The sequence below is a fragment of the Leptotrichia sp. oral taxon 215 str. W9775 genome (genome assembly GCF_000469505.1).
Lineage (GTDB): Bacteria > Fusobacteriota > Fusobacteriia > Fusobacteriales > Leptotrichiaceae > Leptotrichia_A.
In genome coordinates this window covers 38234-55748 of the sequence record NZ_KI272826.1, presented here as the reverse complement: position 1 = coordinate 55748, position 17515 = coordinate 38234, and the positions used below count along the sequence as shown (strand labels likewise).

Sequence of the window (17515 nt, the reverse complement as noted above, 5' to 3'; positions counted from 1 at the left end):
ATATCTTAATTTTAGAAAAATAAAAAGATATAAACCAAATAACTAATAATTTTTTCATTTAAAATAGCAGTTTTAAAAATAAGGATGGAGATTTTTATAAATTTCTTCTTATTTTTTTAACTAAAAAAATAAGAAATCCAAATATATTTATGTAAATAATTTCAGAGTGGTTATAGCACTCTGTTTTTTTAATTATTTCTATTTTAATTATTTTTATTCTTCAATTTCAACTTTTTTAAATTCCATTCTCACATCAACTCCGTCTTTCCTATTTTCCAAATAAATTTCTCCATCATTTAGCAAAATAATATCTCGTATAATAGAAAGTCCAAGTCCAGCTCCTTTTTTAGCATTTTTACCTTGAAAATTTCTACTAAATATTTTTTTCTTTTCTTCTTCAGGAATTCCTTCTCCATAATTTCTTACAATAATTTCAACTATTTCACTTTCTTTCGCAATTAATTCAATATTTCCAATAGAATATTTTATGCTATTGTCAATCAATCCACGCAAAACTTCTGAAATCAAATTTTTATCGACAAAGATATTCACATTGTCATCAGATTTTACTAAAATTTCCCTTTTGATATTCAAAAGTTCATAATCTTTTTTTATTTTTTCAAAAAGTTGTTTTACATCAATAACTTCTTTTTTTATAGTAATTTTTTCAAGATTGGAACTTAAAAACAGTGTATTTATAATTCTTTCAAAATTTTTTACTTCAATATCCATATTTTCAATGGCTTCTTCTAATAATTTTTCATCATCTTTCCCCCATTTTAAAACATCCAAATAACCTTTCATTATGGCGAGTGGCGTTTTCAATTCATGTGACACATCAGAAGAAAATGTCTTCTGACTTTTTATAATTTCCTCTTTTTTCTTAAAAGTTTCGTTTAATACATCAATTAATTCTCCAATTTCATCATCTCTTGTTTTTGTCAATTGTGTATCAATATTGTGTTCATTCATTTCCTTACTTTGGGAAATTATGTTTGTCAAAGGATTTAACACATTTTCAGCAACAATTTTTGAAATTACAATAATCGAAATCGTGATTAAAGCAAACATTAAAAGCATAACGTACAAAATTTCATGTGCTTCCATAAATTCAAAATTTCTTATTGCATAATATTTTGTATTATTCACAGTGTAAATTCTTTTGTAGACAAATCTGTCCCATTTTGTTTCAAGTTTATTCTCTTCAATTTTCTTAAAATCCGAACGATTTTCGTCATCTGTCAAATAAATAAAATTCCCATTTTTTTCAACCGCAAGAGAAATATATTGTTTATCGGCATAATCGTAATTTTTGTAAGTCTCTTTCAATTTATCAGTTGGAACATTATTTATTTTTTCAATGGCAGATAAGACAAGTTTATCCATTTCTTTAGTTTCAGCTTCAACAGCTTTATGAATTAAAAATATAGTCATTCCCAATATAATTATAAATGAGATAAAAACTAGACTTATCGTATTTGCAAAAATTATTTTGTCTTTTATTTTTTTCATATTTTTAAAATATACCCAATTCCTCTCACAGTTTTAATTTTTTCTTTTCCCAATTTTTGCCTAATTTTTTTCATCGTACTATCAAGCAGATTATCACTAGCTTCCCAACCCCATATTTTTTCAACAATTCTATCTCGTGAAACAATTTCCTCTTTATTCTCAATCAAAAGCTTAACCAGTTCAAATTCCGTTTTTGTTAATAAAACAGGTGTTTCTTCCAAATAAACAGAATAATTTTCAGTATTTAACTTTAATGTTTTATAAACAATTTCAGAAATTTTCTCTTTTCTAATATTTATGTCAATTCTTGCATCAAGCTCAAGAAAATCAAAAGGTTTCGTAACATAATCACTAGCTCCTGATTTCAATAAGTCAACTTTTTCTTCAATGTTATTTTTTGCAGAAACAACGATTATTGGAACTTCTGATATTTTTCTAACATTTTTGCAGACATCATTTCCTTCCATCAAAGGCAGTCCCAAATCTAAAAGCATCAAATCATAAAAATCCCTCTTTTTATCAATTTCATTCAAAGCATCAATTCCATTTTCAATTACCGTAATTTCATGATTTTTCCGCTCCAGCTGTAATTTCAAAATTCTAGATATTTTTTTATCATCTTCAACAACTAATATCTTTCCCATTTTTCTTTTATTTTTCCTTTCCAAAATTTATTCAGTTTAAATTCATTTTAAAATTTATTTTTTATGTTAATATTACTCATCTTAAAAATATTATATCTTAATTTTAGAAAAATAAAAAGATATAAATCAAATAACTAATAATTTTTTCATTTAAAGAGAAGGAGAAGTGATACAATTGAAACTAACAAATTATATTTTTTCTATAGATAAATTCTTTTTTAAACATTTATCATATATTTCAGATTCAAGTATTTTTCGTCATTCAGAAAGTATTGAAAGATTTTTTCGTTTTATTACTAAATTTGGTGAAGGATATTTTGAATTGTTACTTACAATTGTATTACTCTCATTATTTTTAAGCAATAAACAGAAATATAATTTTTTAAAAAAATATATTTTAGCAATAATTTTTACTTTGCTTTCGACTCAAATTACAGTGAATATAATGAAAGTATTATTCGCAAGAGCAAGACCATCAATAACTATAAATCCTGATAAATTTTATGGAATCATGACTATGATTAAAGACAGCTCATTTTGGAAAGGAAGTTATGTTTCTTTTCCATCAGGACATACAATTACTATTTGGGGAACAATTTGGATTTTATCATTTTACATAAAAAATAAATTTATCAGGACAATTTTATTCGTATTAGGAGTTTTAGTAGGAATGAGCCGTGTTTATCTAGTGCGTCATTGGACTACTGATGTTGTTGCAAGTGTTATTCTTTCATATTTTATCGCAAAAATTATATACAAAAAAATAAATTTGCAATGGTACAAAATTAATTATTTAAAAAATATTATCTTCAATATAAAATATAAGAAAAGAAAACTAGAAGTGATTAATTAATTAATTAATTAATTGCTAAAAAAAGAAAGAATGATTAAAACAAAAATTGTAAACAAAATATATAAAAACCATATTTGTGTACTGCACCTTCAATTTGTGTCTAAGATTTTGGGTGCAGTACATATTTTACAATTTACTTTATAGCTCCTGTCTCAATATATGCCCCATTTTTTCCTTCTTTGTTTTCAGATATTTCTTATCATAGGCATTAACTTCTATCTCAATTTCCTCTCTTGATGCAACAGTTACACCGTACTGCTCCAAGCCTTTTATTTTCAGAGGATTATTTGTTTTCAAGGAAACCGATTTTACTCCAAGGTCTTTTATAATCTGTGCCGCTATTGCATAATCCCTCAGATCATCTTCAAATCCAAGCTGATGATTTGCTTCAACTGTGTCATACCCTTCATCCTGCAGCCTGTACGCCTTCAGTTTGTTAAGTATTCCTATTCCTCTGCCTTCCTGTCTTGAATAAATTAGAAGGCCTTCACCTTTTTCCTCTATTTCACGTAGTGCCCTGTGAAGCTGATCCTGGCAGTCGCAACGTTTAGAGCCGAAAACATCTCCTGTCAGACATTCTGAATGCAATCTTACACTGACATTCTCCTTATTACGTATATCACCTTTTATAATGGCTATGTATTCCTTGTTTTCAATTTTGTCACTGTATCCTGCAAAATCAAAATTTCCAAATTTAGTTGCAATTTTCACTTCAGCTTCCATTTTTACAAGTTTTTCATGTTTTTTTCTGTATATAATCAAGTCTTCTATAGTTATTATCTTAAGTTCATTTTTTTTACAGAATTCAAACAGCTGATCCTTTCTTGCCATAGTTCCGTCTTCATTTAAAATTTCCATTATTACTCCAACTTTTGAAAATCCTGCAATTCCAGCTAAATCAACAGCTGCTTCTGTATGGCCTTTTCTTTCTATGACTCCACCTTTTTTTGCAACAAGTGGGAACATATGCCCAGGTCTTCTAAAATCTTCCGCCTTTTTTGAAGGATCTGCAAGATCTTTTATTGTTTTAAGCCTGTCTCCAGTAGATATTCCCGTAGTTGTCCCTTCTGCTGCATCAACTGACACTGTAAAGGCTGTTCCATGATTATCTGTATTATGTTCTGTCATAAATGCAAGTTCCAGTTCTTCTGCCCTTTCCTCTGTTAACGGAACACACATAAGACCTCTAGCATTGTTTATCATGAAATTTATTGTCTCGTATGTTGCCACTTCTGCAGGTAAAAATAAGTCCCCTTCATTTTCCCTGTCTTCATCATCTACTATAACTATTGGTTTCCCATTTCTTATTTCTTCTATTGCTTCTTCTATTGTATTAAATTTTCTTTCCATTTTCCTACCTCTTTTCAGATATATTTATACCTTAAAACCCATTTTTTTGTAAAAAATCCATTGTAATGCCGGATTTTTCTTTCTTTTCAGTTTCTACATTATTAAATTTCAAAATTTTTTCCACATATTTCCCAAATAAATCTGTTTCTATATTAACAAAATCTCCGACTTTCTTTTTTCCAAGTGTTATATTTTCCAAAGTATGTGGAATAAGTGACACAGAAAAAGTTCCTGAATCATCATCTGTATCAATGACTGTAAGGCTTGCTCCGTCTATTGTCACACGACCTTTTTCAACTACATATTTTATATTCTGCCTATGTTTTTCTTCCAGCTGAAATTTATACAGTTTAGCAATCCCTTTTGGAACAATTGAAATAATTTCTGCCTCACTGTCAACATCTCCCATGACAAGATGGCCACCTAAAAATGTAGTTAAAGTCAATGATTTTTCAAGATTTACAGTTTCTCCGGCAGTTATCCGTTTCAGCCCGCTTCTTTCAATCGTTTCATACATCACATCTGCTGTAAAAGTATTTCCACTCAATTCCGTAACTGTCAGGCAGACTCCATTTACCGCTATACTATCTCCAATTTCTGCCTTTTCAGTAACCTTGTCACCTTTTATCGTTATTCCTAAACCGGTCGCTTTTTTAGAAATATTCACTACTTTTCCCATTTCTTCGACTAAACCTGTAAACATATTTTCTCCTAATCCTGTTCCATTTCATTATATTTTTTAAAATAGAACTCCATTCCTACATTTTCACCATAAATATTATTTCTCACATTTGTCAATTGAACAGCCTCTTCCATTTTCTCCCTTACAAATCCCGAAATAAAAGGTTTTGCTCTGCTATCACCTAAAATCTTGTTTGCAATAAAAATTTCTCCGCCGTCAATTACATTTTCTTCAAACGCAAGAGAAATAAGGGTTTCTCCACCTTCCAGTAAAATGCTGTCAATTCCTGTTTTTCCAATTTCTTCAAGCATTTCTTTAAAAGAAAATTTTTCTCCATCAATAAAAATAAATTTTACTTTATTTTCTTCAGATAATCTTTTTTGCTTAATTTGAATTTCAGTATTTTCAGTATCTTCAGTAAACAGATTTTTTTGTGAAGTAATAATCATAGTTTTCTCATCCTCATTATTTTTCACAACTTTACAGTTTTCATCAATTTGCAGATTCGGATCAACAATAATTCTGAAAGGATTTACACCATTTTCAATTCTCGCTGTCAAACTTGGATTGTCAGTAAGAACTGTATTTATCCCGACCATTATTCCCATAAATTTATTTCTGTAATACTGAACCTTCTCTCTGGCGATGCTATTTGTTATCCACTTTGAAATCCCATTTGACAAGGCTATCTTTCCGTCCAATGTTATTCCACATTTTACAAACAGATAAGGAATCTTTGTTTTTATATATTTAAAGAAAACCTGATTTACCTTATCACATTCCTCTTTTAATACATTTTCAACAACTTCAATTCCTGCTTCTTTCAGCATTGCCACACCTTTACCTGCCACTTTCGGATTTGGGTCACTTGAGCCGATAAAACACTTCTTTATTCCCATATCTATTATTTTTTTTGCACAAGGCGGTGTTTTTCCATAATGGGAACATGGCTCCAAAGTCACATAAATTGTAGCTCCTTCAGCTTTTTCACCAGCCTCTTCCAATGCATAAACTTCCGCATGGGGACCGCCAAAAAACTTATGATATCCTCTCCCGATTACTTCGCCATTTTTCACTACAACAGCTCCAACCATTGGATTAGGATTTACTGCTCCTGCACCTTTTTTCGCCAGTTCAATTGCCATCCGCATATATTTTTCATTAATATTTTCTTCCATATTATTTTCCTTAACTTTATCCAATATTTTTTATCAAATCAATCATTTCCAATGCACCAAACGCAACATCAGAACCTTTATTTCCTGCCTTTGTTCCAGCTCTTTCTATTGCTTCTTCGATATTATTTGTAGTCAGCACTCCAAACATTATAGGCAAACCTGTCTGCAATGAAATCTGAGCCACTCCTTTGGAAACTTCTGCACATACATAGTCAAAATGTGGTGTAGAACCTTTTATAACTGCTCCCAAAGTTATTATTGCATCATATTTTTTTGATTCAGCCATTTTTTTAGTAATCAACGGTATTTCAAATGCACCCGGAACCCAGGCAATGTCTATATCTTCATCATTTACGTCATTTCTTTTCAGTACATCTACTGCTCCGCCTACTAATTTTGATGTAATAAACTCATTAAATCTCCCTGCTACAATACCGATTTTTATTCCTTTTCCATTAAATTTCCCTTCAAATTTTTTCATTTTTCCTCCTAAAATAATTTTATTTAAAACAATTTTTCAGGTAATAAAAAAACAGGATTAATTAAAACCCCGGGACTAAATATCTGTAATAATCTTCATATACTTTCAATATCTGATGCCACATACATTTTTCATCTATCACAAGCTAAGCTATATAAAAACTGTAACAACATCAGCATATTAACTCATATACACTTTAAATACGATTATTACTATATTTCAACTTCTTTCATCTAGACTATACTATCGGTACCGGAATCACACCGGTTCTTGATTTTTCAATCGCGTGGACTTATATACCACCGGTCGGGAATTTCACCCTGCCCTGAAGTTTAATTGTTTTATAAATTCATCATACTCCTTTTTTATTTTTTTGTCAACAATATTGACATAAAAAAATCTTTTGAGTATAATTCAATTATATAAATTTAATATATAAAAATAAAATGGAGGTTATATATGAAACTTGCCGAGGCTCTTATTTTAAGGGCAGATTTACAGAAAAGAATAGATCAGTTAAGGGTGAGACTTAATAATAATGCAAAAGTTCAGGAAAATGACGAACCTTCAGAAAAACCTGAAGAACTTCTGAATGAACTTGATAACAACATTAATCAGCTGAAAATTCTTATTAAGCAGATTAACAAAACTAACTGTGTTACCGTTTCAAACGGTCAGACTCTTGCAGATCTGATAGCAGAAAGAGATACTCTGACTTTAAAATCAAATATTTTAAGAGGATTTTTAAATATTGCAGGTCAGAAAGTAAACCTGTATTCAACTACAGAAATAAAAATAATGAGTACAGTAGATGTTCCTGCTTTACAGAAAGAACTTGATTTGCTTTCAAAAAAAATCAGGGAAACTGATACTGAACTTCAGCAGGCAAACTGGCTGACTGAACTGATTGAAAACTAATATTTCTAATCAGCTGAAAATTTTACTATACAGTTTTATATTTGGTGTAGATATTGTTAAAAGCGAGTGTCTCTAAAATTCTTCGGAATTTTAAACAAGCCTGTCACGCTTATGGAATCAGGAGGAGATTTAAACTTTTTTTACTTTTATCCTCAGTATTGTCACATGTGTACAGTTATATATCTTTCAATAGATTTAATGTTACTACCACACACTGTTTTAATAATATCGAGGGCGGGTCTACGGGGATTGATATAAAAAAGAGAAGAACAGTCTTTCTTCTCATGAAATCTAATTATAAATTATCTGTTATTTTATTGTCTTTTTTTCATATCTTTTGCAAAATCCATCAAATATTTTTTTAGTATAATTGTAAAGAATCCCGGTAATAATACTTACTACAATGGTTGCAACTGATTTGAAAATCATTTCATCGCTTATTTTAACAACATAATGCAGAACTATTATATGAATCAAATATGCAAAATACGTTGAATCTGAAATCATTCTCACAATACTGTTTCTACTATTAAAATTGAATTTCAGCCAGAAAATAAAGAACGAAACTGTCATGAAAAATGTTCCCAGTGAATTTTTATCAAAAAAATCTGATATTCTGTTTCCAGTTGTAATAAGAATATATCTTGTAGACAAAACACTTATAAAAAATCCGGCCATATATACTGCTATTACCCAGATAAAGGGTATTTTCCCTAATTTTTTACTGTATTTTTTCAAATAATATCCTAAGATATAATATCCGATAAAGCCAGTTATTGGAAAATGGGAAAAAGGTATCTTAGGTAATCTGAAAAACTGTAAATATGGATTAAGTATATTACACAAAAACCATAATACAACTACATAAAAAGTTTCCTTTTCTGCATACTGCAAAACCTTTCTCAGCCACGGAGTCAGTAAATACAATCCTAGAATCATATAAATATACCAGAAATGAGGTGCTGATATTTTTTTTATTGCCATGAAAGAATGATTATAAAAATAAATATAGACTATATTAAAAACTGCAAATAAAGGAAGTATACTGAAAAATCTTTTCTTAAAAAAGTCCTTTACTGATTCTGCCTTGTCCAGCAACAGATATCCACTTATCATAATAAAAAGATTTACTCCTATTGAAATAACTGCATATCCGCTCATCCACACAGTAAGTCCATATTGCCTGTTCAGAGTATGTAACATCACAATAAAAGCAAAAGCAAATATTCTTATAATGTCAATATTCATTGTTTATAAAACTCCTTTCATGTAAAAAATTAAAATCACTTTTCTAAGCATATAAATCCCCCAATTTCTATTTTATCTTCATAGGTATTCCCGATACCACGAAATATGCTTCATCAGCAATTTCTGCTATTTTCTGATTCATTTTTCCTGCTATTTCCCTGAAATATCTTCCAAGAGGATAACTGGGAACGATACCCATTCCCAGTTCATTTGAAACAATGATAACATTTTCAAATCTATTTACAATATTTATCAGTTCATTTACCTGTTTTTCCACTGAAATGTTACATTTTTCAAAATCTTTTTCTGAAGGTTTGTCCCAGTTGATGTCATGTTCCTCAAAAATAATATTGCTTATCATATTTGTAAGGCAGTCGACAAGCATATTATCTTTTGTTTCATCTGAAAGTACATCTTTCAGAGTTTCACTAAAATTTTTATAACTTTCCACTGTAAGCCATTTATCCTGCCTTCTTTCCTTATGAAGAGCCACTTTTACCTTCATCTCTTCATCAAATGCAACAGAAGTTGCCAGATAAATATTTTTCTGATTCCCGTTATTCATTCCAAGCAGAAGATTTTCAGCAAACTTGCTTTTCCCGCTCTTAGCTCCTCCTGTTACATAAATCAGCGCCATATTTCCCCCATTTTCTATTTTTATAATTTATCCTCTTAATTATTTTCAAATTTTATGATTTTATCTCATACAAATCCTGTTTATTTATAGAATATCTCACTATTTCCCCTGTTTCAAATTCCTTTTTTCCGGAAATCATAACAGCATTCAGTCTTTTCAAGCCTGACAGTTCATTCATAACTTCAATTTCATAGGAAATAAGTGCTCCATGATATTCCTTACTGATAATTTTTCCTTTTTCTGAAATTACTTCATCCGTATTTCCTTCATTTATTTCATTATAGGGTATATTAACATTTTCAGGACGAATTATAAAGCTTTTTTTATCCCTTTTTATAATATTCGCCTTTCCTATAAATTCTGCAACAAAAACAGTTTCAGGAAATGTATAGATTTCACGTGGAGTTCCTATCTGCTCAATATTCCCCCCATTCATAACAACAATCCTATCTGAAATGCTCATTGCCTCTTCCTGATCGTGAGTAACAAAAATCATTGTTATTCCTAGTTCCTTCTGTATTTTTCTTATTTCATTTCTTACAGTTTCCCTTAATTTTGTATCAATATTTGATAAAGGTTCGTCAAGTAAAAGAACCTTTGGCTCAAGCACAAGAGATCTTGCCAAAGCTACCCTCTGCTGCTGGCCACCACTTATCTGGTCTATTCTTCTTTTTTCAAGCCCTTTAAGATTTACAAGATTTATTATTCTTTCTGTCCTTTCCTTTTTTTCCTTCTTATCAAGTTTTTTTCCAACTTTTAAAGGATATCTAAGACCATATTCAATATTTTCATAAACAGTCAGATGAGGAAACAGTGCATAATTTTGAAAAACTGTACTCACAGGACGTGTTTCAGGCGGATAATCAGTTATTTTTTCTCCTGAAAGAAAGATATCTCCTGATGTGGGAGTTATAAATCCTGCTATCATTCTCAACGTTGTTGTCTTTCCGCATCCGCTCGGCCCGAGAATACTTATCAGTTCCCCTTTTTCCACATCTATATTAAAATTACTCACTACAGTATTATCCTGATACTTCTTATATAGATTTTTCAGCTGAAGATACATGCTTTCCCTCCTTCTTTTTTCTTAATATGAATATTGAAAATAAAATATTTACAAGTAATATTACTAAAATCAGCAGACTTGCAATAACTGATGCCATTCTGTAATCTCCGTCACGAATTTCATTAAACAGTTCAACTGTGGCAACCTTTGCAGAAGGGGTAATCAGAAATATAATTGCACCTACTGTTGTCATTGTTGTTGTAAAAGTATTTATAAATCCTACTAAAAATGCTGGTTTCAGCTGTGGAAGCACTATTCTGAAAAATACTGCTATCCCAGGTGTTCCAAGATCTCTCGCAGCATCTTCCGTCAATGAACTTATCTGGCTGAGGTTGGCACTTGCTGCCCTTGTTGTTACAGGCATCTGTCTGAAAATACAGTTTAGCACCACTATTGCCCCTGTTCCTGTCAAAAGTAACGGTGGATTTTGAAAAGCCAGAAGATAGGCTATTCCAAAAAATGGTCCAGGCAGAATATAAGGCAATGCGGCAATAAAATCAAAGCTTTTAGAAAATTTCACTTTTCTACGGTCTATATAATATGCAAAAAGAACTCCAAGAAAACTGGCAGTAACTCCTGCTATCAGGGAATAAACCACACTTCTTACCATACTTGGAATTTTAGTAAGTGAAAATGACTGTATAAATTCCATTGTCCAGTGGAATTTCCCGCCACTGTTACTTGATACTGCTGAAACAAATATAGAAATATACTGCAGCAGCATATATATTGCAAAACATAATGTCACAAATCCAAAAATCGTTTTCAGATATAATGGCAGCTGATATCTTTTTTCTTCACCCTGACCTGATTTTTCTGAAAAACTTCCCATAACATTAGATGCTGTAAGCTGATGCCTATATATAAGAAAAATAAATACAATTGGAAGAAATATAAGAAAACTGATGGCTGCTGCCTGTTCTATTTCTCCATATGAAATTACTCCCTTATATGCCTCCGTGGCAAGCATCTTAAAATTACCTCCAACAATAATAGGCGTTCCAAAATCCGCAATATTTTTTACAAATATTAAAAAATAAACTGCAACTATTGAAGATTTAAGCATTGGAAGTATTATTCTAAAAAGTATGGCTCCTGATTTTGAACCTAAATCTTTTCCTGCTTCCAGAACGGAAGAAGGTATTGTCGTAAGTCCTCCGATTATAATAAGGGCAGCCAGCGAAATTTCACTGAAGGTCTGCATTATTACTATTCCATGCCATCCGTAAGGATTAAAATTCAGATGCAGTAAATCAGCCGTTATTATTCCCCTCTTTCCAAATAGCAGTATATACGAAAGCGAAGACAGGAAAGGTGGTGATATCATTGTAAGCATAAGGAGGAGCATCAGCATTCCTTTTATTAATTTTGGTGCATAAGTTATGTAAACTGCTATGACAGTACCTATTATCACTGATAGGGTTGTAGATAACATACATACCCATAAACTGTCAGTTATTACAGTAAAATGTTCCTTGAATAGCGAGTTATACATTTCCAATGTAAATTTCCCGCCAGGAGAAACACTTCTTATAAACAGCGCAATTATAGGCCATAATATGAATACCATTATCGGCACAACGGCAATCAGATAAAATATCCTATCTGTAATTTCCATATAAAAGAAAGAACGCCCAAAATGTTTCTTTTGGGCTCTTTCACTAATATTTTTTCGGAATAAATTCATAATCTATTTCCCCATTTTTTCTTTCCATAATTTCAAGATTTCTTCTCTTCTTGTTCCCATTCCTGCAATATCCATTTTCATAAGTTTATCAACAGTCATTCCTTTTAATTCTTCCGGAGGAGTAACATCTTTTCTTACCATCATACGTGGAGCAACTGTTTTCAGGAATTCCTGACCTTCTTTTGATAATGCCCAGTCAACAAATGCTTTTGCGGCATCTTTATTTTCAGCTTCCTTGAATATTGCCATTCCTGCCGGAACCCATGGAAGTCCGTCTGAAGGAATTATATTTTTAACTTTAAATTCTTTTTCCATTTTGTAAGTATCTCCACCTAGAGGGATTATTCCTACTGCCATTTCTCCATTTTTAACTTTTGATGTAGGTTCTGATCCACGTTGTGCATAGAAAGGAATATTTCCTTTTATTGATTCAAGATAAGCCCATCCAGCTTCTTCTCCCATTGATTGTAACAAGTTGTAAACAACTGCATAGTTTGTTCCTGAAATTGCCGGGTCAGCCATGATTAATTCATCTTTATATTTAGGATTTTTTAAATCTGCCCATGATGTTGGTTCAGGCAATCCCTTTTTTTCCAACACATCAGTATTTACTAAGAATCCTGCTGTTACGATAGAAACACCTGTCCAGAAGTCATTTCCAATAAATCTCTGATCCATTTCTTTTTCTTCAGGTGATACATAATTTTCAAGATATCCTTTTTCTCCTGCTACGATAAAGCTGTCTGCTCCACCACCGAACCAAACATCTGCACCTATTTTACCATTTTGTGCACTTAACTTTGATAAAACTTCTCCTGAAGAAATATCTAAGAATTCTACTTTTATTCCTGTTTTCTTTGTAAATTCTTCAAAAATTTTGTCTTTTGCATCATAAGCGGCTATAACTTTTAAAGTTCCTTTTCCACCATCTGCACTTTCTTTCTTTTCTTCTTTTGTTTCAGCACCTTTTTGACATCCCGTCAAAAGTCCAATTGCTAGTAAAACTAATAACATTACTCTTTTTAATGTTTTACTCATTCTGTTCGCCTCCTTGATTTATTTCTAGTTTTTACTATTTAATTTATTTTAGTTTATGTTTTTAAAATAAAAATGCTATTCCATCTCATTATGTGTATATACACAACAATATTTTGCATTACAAACTAAAACAAATCCTGTTATCTATATTATAATTCAGTTTTTTATTTTAGTCCAATTTGAATTTATTATAGTGTATAAGGAAAACGAATAGATAAAAATTTCATTTTTGAGTTTAATGTTGTATTTTGAATGGCAAAATACAATAAAAGCCTACTTCTTTAAAACAATAATTTATTGCTTTTGAAATAGGCTTGCAATTTATAGCTAATCCCTCAACATTTCTTCAAAGATTTCTTTTAAGTCAATACTTTCAATAATTGATTGAAAAATTAATTTTTTTAGTTCTTCTGAAAAAATAACTCTAATTTCCTTGTTTTTGCATTCTTCAATTAATTTCGGATTTTCCTCTTCTTTAGCTGATGTTATGACCAAAATTTGATCAATTAGTTTACCATCATTTTCCCATTTATATCGCTTGGCTTTGTTTATTTGTTCTATAATATTATTAATATTATCATCAGAAATCTTACCTTTGTAATTTTTTACTTGTATAGCTATGTTGTATTTTTCCAAATTTGAAAGTCCTGATATAACTGCTAAAAGATCTGTTCCATGTTCTTCTTCTTTCATACCGCCAGTTTTTTCAATTTCATATCCAGGATAGATTTTTTCTAAAACATTTTTTAGCACATCTTCCCACTGAGAAGCTGTAAATTTTTGATTGTATTCAACGATAACTTTTTCATAAAATCCCTTTAAATCAAAACAAGATTTTACTTGTTCTGATACTATATTTTTTATATTTTCAATGACACTTGTTGATTCCTTGTTTCCTTCTAAATTTTTCATAATTTTTTCAACATCTTTTGAAAGACGACTGATATTCCAAAATCTATTTCTTGCTTTTAACGTACTTTGTATATTTCCGGAAACATCTTTTCCATGTCTATTAAAACATCCAATATAGTTTGCAGGAAAAATATGTCCAAAATCTTTCTTTTCATCATCAATTTCAAATTTATATCCTTTATCCCAGTCTTCAGCCGCTTCAGCTATAGCAACACTACCCCAATCTGGTAATCTAGGTATTAGTAGTATGTCTCCTTTTTTTACATTATTATACATACTAAAATTTTTTCTGGCATCGCTGTCTTTTGTATCAGGCAATTTTTGGTTTTCAGTATACCCCCAGCCTTGTCGTAAACGTCCTTGTTCTAATTCCTTAAAAAAGAAATCCTGATTTTTTACATCAATTCTGTACCCCCAGTAATTCTTTTCTCTTTTTTCATTTGTTTCCATTTCAAATCCCTTCTTTCCTCATATATTTTATTTTATTGTAAACTCCTTAAACGTTTTATCCGAGTTATTTTTTTATAATTTCTATAGATCCTACCTTATTTCAATATTTCATAATCAATAACATAATCTCCCTGGCTTCTTAGCCACATTTCCGCTCCAAAGCTTCCATAAACTTCGATTGAAACTGTATAGACTGTATATCTTGAATTTCCTTCTCCAACCGCTTCTTCAGCTAGTACTTCTGCTGTCGGAAATCTATCCAGAACATATTCAAGATAGCCCTTATATCTGAATTTTATTTTTGTGAGAGGCCCTGAATGCATGAACTGTATGTATTTTCTAAATTTCCCGTCTTCAAACTTCTCCAAATAGTTAATCTTAAATTTTTTATTTATATCCTTTATTTCAGTAATTCTGTCTATTCTGAAAATAGCAGGATATTCTTCCTTGTCTTCAATATATGCAATCAGATAGAAATAATATTCTGAAAACATTACGGATAAAGGTTTTACATTGTATTTTCTACCTTCATTGCTTTTCGTAGTGTAATTTAAGCAAAGCCATTCCTGATTTTTTACGCTCTGTGCCAAATTCCATATAACCGAAAGCAAATCTTTTCCATGCCGCAGAGGGATATAATTAAACTTTTCGTTACTTATCAGGTCTTTTATAATATTTCTGTCATTTCCTGACATCAGATTAATCAGCTTATCTATCAGATTATCAGTTTCACCTTTATTAAAAGCCCTGCTTTCAAGTATTATCTTACTTATAGCCAAGATTTCCTCATTTGTAAGGGATTTGTTATCATTACTTTTCAGGTAATATCCATTCTTAGCTCTGGAATATTCTATATCTGAATCACTTTCTTCAAAAAGATAATCTCTCAAAGTCTTTATATCTCTCTGTATTGTTTTTATATCAACATTAAATTCATTTGCCAGATTTTCTCCATTTAATATTTCTTTCTGCTGTAACCTCTTTATTATTTTTAATATTCTAAATATTTTTTCCTCAGAATCTTTAATCTTTTCCATTATAACTAAGCCCTTCCATAGTCTTTTATTATACTTAATTATAACTTCCTTTTACTTTTTGTCAACGACGAATTGATACTCTTTTTATTTTAGGCTTTGCTTTTTTTCTCCTATACCTCATGTCAGCATATTCATTTCTTATATCCAAACTTTCATTCTCTTTATTATACTTCTCTAATTTTTCGATTATTTCGTCTATTTTTTTCTCTATTTCCTTTAATGTAGTATTCTTATTAAATTTCATATACATTAATGCAACTTTTTCTCTTCTGCGATAGAATTCTTCAATTATTGTAAAATCATCAAATACCTCTTTTAACTCATCCTGCATTAACTTTAAAAAACCATCTTCCACAGGTTCCAAAGTATAGTAACACAATTCAATCACTTCAATCGGATTCAAGTCTTCATCCGTGGTATATGTAAATTGCAGAAAAAATTCATCTTTAACCCATTCCATGTAAGTAAGACTCTTATAAACATCATATTTATCATTCTTTGTTTCCATATATTTTTGTAGAATATCATGTAAATCTACAATTTCCTTTACATCATCTACTGAATCCTTCCTGTTTATTTTCTTATGATTATAATAGCTGTCAAATATGCTGTCATCTATATCTTTTTCAAAAGTTTCAAACAATTTCAGAAAATCTTCCCTGTCATATACAATTCCTGTTTCCCCAATTTCTTCACGAACATATCTGGATACTTTTTCATGTGTAAAATGTACAATTTTAATTTTTTCTTCCTCATCATCTTCTAAATTTTCATATTTTTTAAGTAATCTAAATATTTTTCCCCTATACTTTAAAAAATCTTCTGAATATTCATCATCAAAATAATTTCTAAAATATAGATATTTCCTTGCCTTCTTATCTTGTCTGTTTAAAATCAATAAAATTGACGAATCACTTAAAAGTCTCTGAATAATAGTATCGCCATATATAAGGTTATCAAAAGAATCTATAAAATACATTTCAATCTCTTCTGTATCCAGTTTTTCTCCCGTAGTCTCTTCAATAAATTTTTTTGTCATACTCTTTAAAGCTGTTTTACTCTTGTCTCCTTGCGCATCAATCACAAGCCACTTTAACATCCAGTGCATAAATATCTCGTCATCAAAATTTTCTGCATAAAAGGCATCATTCTTAGTCGGGTTTAAATTATTCATAATTCTCATCTCCTTGTATTATTTTCCATATTATACTTTTTATGAAGGACAGTTTCTGTCTGTTTATATTTTTTTGTAATTTTTATTTACAGTATTCTTCTTCTTTTTTCAAAAATATAAGTTATAATTATATTAGACAGAAAATAAAGATGCTGAATATTTAAATTTAGAAAATTTATTAAAAAAAAATTATTCTGAGAGTGGAAATCTGAAATGAAAAGAATATTGCTTTTATTAGGAATTTTATTTTGTTCATTTAATATGACAGGAACAGAAAAAATTACATCAGGATATTGCGAAGGACGCGGAAAAATTTTGAAAAAGGCTTATGATCCTTATTTTTTAAGTTTTAACTACATATAAGTCATGTCTTATTAACGATACAAAATATAATAATATCAAAGTTCACAGAACTTATTCCAAGTATAAAAAAAATGCTATAATACCTGAAAAGGAAGTTTTTTCAACTAAGAGCAATTACTGTGCAGATGTAGATCATAATACAGGTAATTTACTAATTTATCCTACTAATATTGAAGGAGAATGCAAAATACTGCATTAGGTTAATGTAAAAAGACTCTATAATATGTGCATATATAAAAAGGCTCTATAATATATAATATAAATAATGGATTTGTTGAAGGGAAA

Annotated in this window: 16 protein-coding genes and 1 riboswitch; of the genes, 2 read left to right on the top strand and 14 right to left on the bottom strand. The window is 30.2% G+C overall.

All coding sequences use genetic code 11. The annotated features are described in order from the left end of the window. Nucleotides 1-213: 213 nt before the first annotated feature. Both HMPREF1984_RS01285 and HMPREF1984_RS01280 read right to left on the bottom strand, forming a co-directional pair. Entirely contained in the window at nucleotides 214-1512 is a 1299-nt protein-coding gene (locus HMPREF1984_RS01285) for a cell wall metabolism sensor histidine kinase WalK (RefSeq protein ID WP_021766061.1), read from the bottom strand. After that, complete coding sequence (locus HMPREF1984_RS01280) at nucleotides 1509-2156, bottom strand: response regulator transcription factor (RefSeq protein ID WP_021766060.1); 648 nt, start codon at nucleotides 2154-2156, stop codon at nucleotides 1509-1511. Before HMPREF1984_RS01280 ends, HMPREF1984_RS01285 begins: the two co-directional genes overlap by 4 nt. A 166-nt stretch (nucleotides 2157-2322) precedes the next feature. Between HMPREF1984_RS01280 and HMPREF1984_RS01275 the strand changes: the two genes are divergently transcribed. Next, nucleotides 2323-3009 (top strand): phosphatase PAP2 family protein, encoded by a 687-nt coding sequence (locus tag HMPREF1984_RS01275; protein WP_021766059.1) that lies wholly within the window; start codon nucleotides 2323-2325, stop codon nucleotides 3007-3009. 138 nt (nucleotides 3010-3147) lie between these two features. Here HMPREF1984_RS01275 and HMPREF1984_RS01270 read toward each other — a convergent pair whose 3' ends face one another. Genes HMPREF1984_RS01270 through ribE form a run of 4 tightly spaced genes read right to left on the bottom strand, consistent with a single transcriptional unit; the run spans nucleotide 3148 to nucleotide 6700 of the window. After that, a complete protein-coding gene (locus HMPREF1984_RS01270) occupies nucleotides 3148-4359 on the bottom strand; it encodes a bifunctional 3,4-dihydroxy-2-butanone-4-phosphate synthase/GTP cyclohydrolase II (protein WP_021766058.1) in 1212 nt (403 codons plus the stop codon). A 31-nt stretch (nucleotides 4360-4390) separates the two neighbouring features. Next, complete coding sequence (locus tag HMPREF1984_RS01265; RefSeq protein ID WP_021766057.1) at nucleotides 4391-5062, bottom strand: riboflavin synthase; 672 nt, start codon at nucleotides 5060-5062, stop codon at nucleotides 4391-4393. A gap of 8 nt (nucleotides 5063-5070) precedes the next feature. Next, the gene (gene ribD, locus HMPREF1984_RS01260) at nucleotides 5071-6219 is read right to left on the bottom strand and encodes a bifunctional diaminohydroxyphosphoribosylaminopyrimidine deaminase/5-amino-6-(5-phosphoribosylamino)uracil reductase RibD (RefSeq protein ID WP_036099342.1); all 1149 of its coding nucleotides are present in this window, start codon (nucleotides 6217-6219) and stop codon (nucleotides 5071-5073) included. 16 nt (nucleotides 6220-6235) lie between these two features. Beyond that, nucleotides 6236-6700 (bottom strand): 6,7-dimethyl-8-ribityllumazine synthase, encoded by a 465-nt coding sequence (ribE, locus tag HMPREF1984_RS01255; protein WP_021766055.1) that lies wholly within the window; start codon nucleotides 6698-6700, stop codon nucleotides 6236-6238. A gap of 217 nt (nucleotides 6701-6917) precedes the next feature. After that, nucleotides 6918-7037: riboswitch (FMN riboswitch) on the bottom strand. A gap of 122 nt (nucleotides 7038-7159) precedes the next feature. Here ribE and HMPREF1984_RS01250 point away from each other — a divergent pair. Next, the gene (locus HMPREF1984_RS01250; RefSeq protein ID WP_021766054.1) at nucleotides 7160-7618 is read left to right on the top strand and encodes a DIP1984 family protein; all 459 of its coding nucleotides are present in this window, start codon (nucleotides 7160-7162) and stop codon (nucleotides 7616-7618) included. A 309-nt stretch (nucleotides 7619-7927) separates the two neighbouring features. On the opposite strand, the gene HMPREF1984_RS01245 is transcribed toward HMPREF1984_RS01250, so the two are convergent. The 8 genes from HMPREF1984_RS01245 to HMPREF1984_RS01210 form a co-directional block, all read right to left on the bottom strand. Beyond that, entirely contained in the window at nucleotides 7928-8866 is a 939-nt protein-coding gene (locus tag HMPREF1984_RS01245) for an acyltransferase (RefSeq protein ID WP_021766053.1), read from the bottom strand. 67 nt (nucleotides 8867-8933) lie between these two features. Further along, complete coding sequence (cobU, locus tag HMPREF1984_RS01240) at nucleotides 8934-9503, bottom strand: bifunctional adenosylcobinamide kinase/adenosylcobinamide-phosphate guanylyltransferase (protein ID WP_021766052.1); 570 nt, start codon at nucleotides 9501-9503, stop codon at nucleotides 8934-8936. 52 nt (nucleotides 9504-9555) lie between these two features. Then, the gene (locus HMPREF1984_RS01235) at nucleotides 9556-10569 is read right to left on the bottom strand and encodes an ABC transporter ATP-binding protein (RefSeq protein ID WP_021766051.1); all 1014 of its coding nucleotides are present in this window, start codon (nucleotides 10567-10569) and stop codon (nucleotides 9556-9558) included. Continuing rightward, complete coding sequence (locus HMPREF1984_RS01230; protein WP_021766050.1) at nucleotides 10541-12256, bottom strand: iron ABC transporter permease; 1716 nt, start codon at nucleotides 12254-12256, stop codon at nucleotides 10541-10543. Before HMPREF1984_RS01230 ends, HMPREF1984_RS01235 begins: the two co-directional genes overlap by 29 nt. Nucleotides 12257-12259: 3 nt before the next feature. Further along, the gene (locus tag HMPREF1984_RS01225; protein ID WP_021766049.1) at nucleotides 12260-13294 is read right to left on the bottom strand and encodes an ABC transporter substrate-binding protein; all 1035 of its coding nucleotides are present in this window, start codon (nucleotides 13292-13294) and stop codon (nucleotides 12260-12262) included. Nucleotides 13295-13621: 327 nt separating this feature from the next. Further along, nucleotides 13622-14656, bottom strand: a complete 1035-nt coding sequence (locus HMPREF1984_RS01220; protein ID WP_021766048.1) for a restriction endonuclease — start codon at nucleotides 14654-14656, stop codon at nucleotides 13622-13624. A gap of 95 nt (nucleotides 14657-14751) precedes the next feature. Further along, complete coding sequence (locus tag HMPREF1984_RS01215) at nucleotides 14752-15693, bottom strand: YafY family protein (protein ID WP_021766047.1); 942 nt, start codon at nucleotides 15691-15693, stop codon at nucleotides 14752-14754. Nucleotides 15694-15754: 61 nt separating this feature from the next. After that, nucleotides 15755-16867 (bottom strand): hypothetical protein, encoded by a 1113-nt coding sequence (locus HMPREF1984_RS01210; protein ID WP_021766046.1) that lies wholly within the window; start codon nucleotides 16865-16867, stop codon nucleotides 15755-15757. Between the last annotated feature and the right edge of the window lie 648 nt (nucleotides 16868-17515).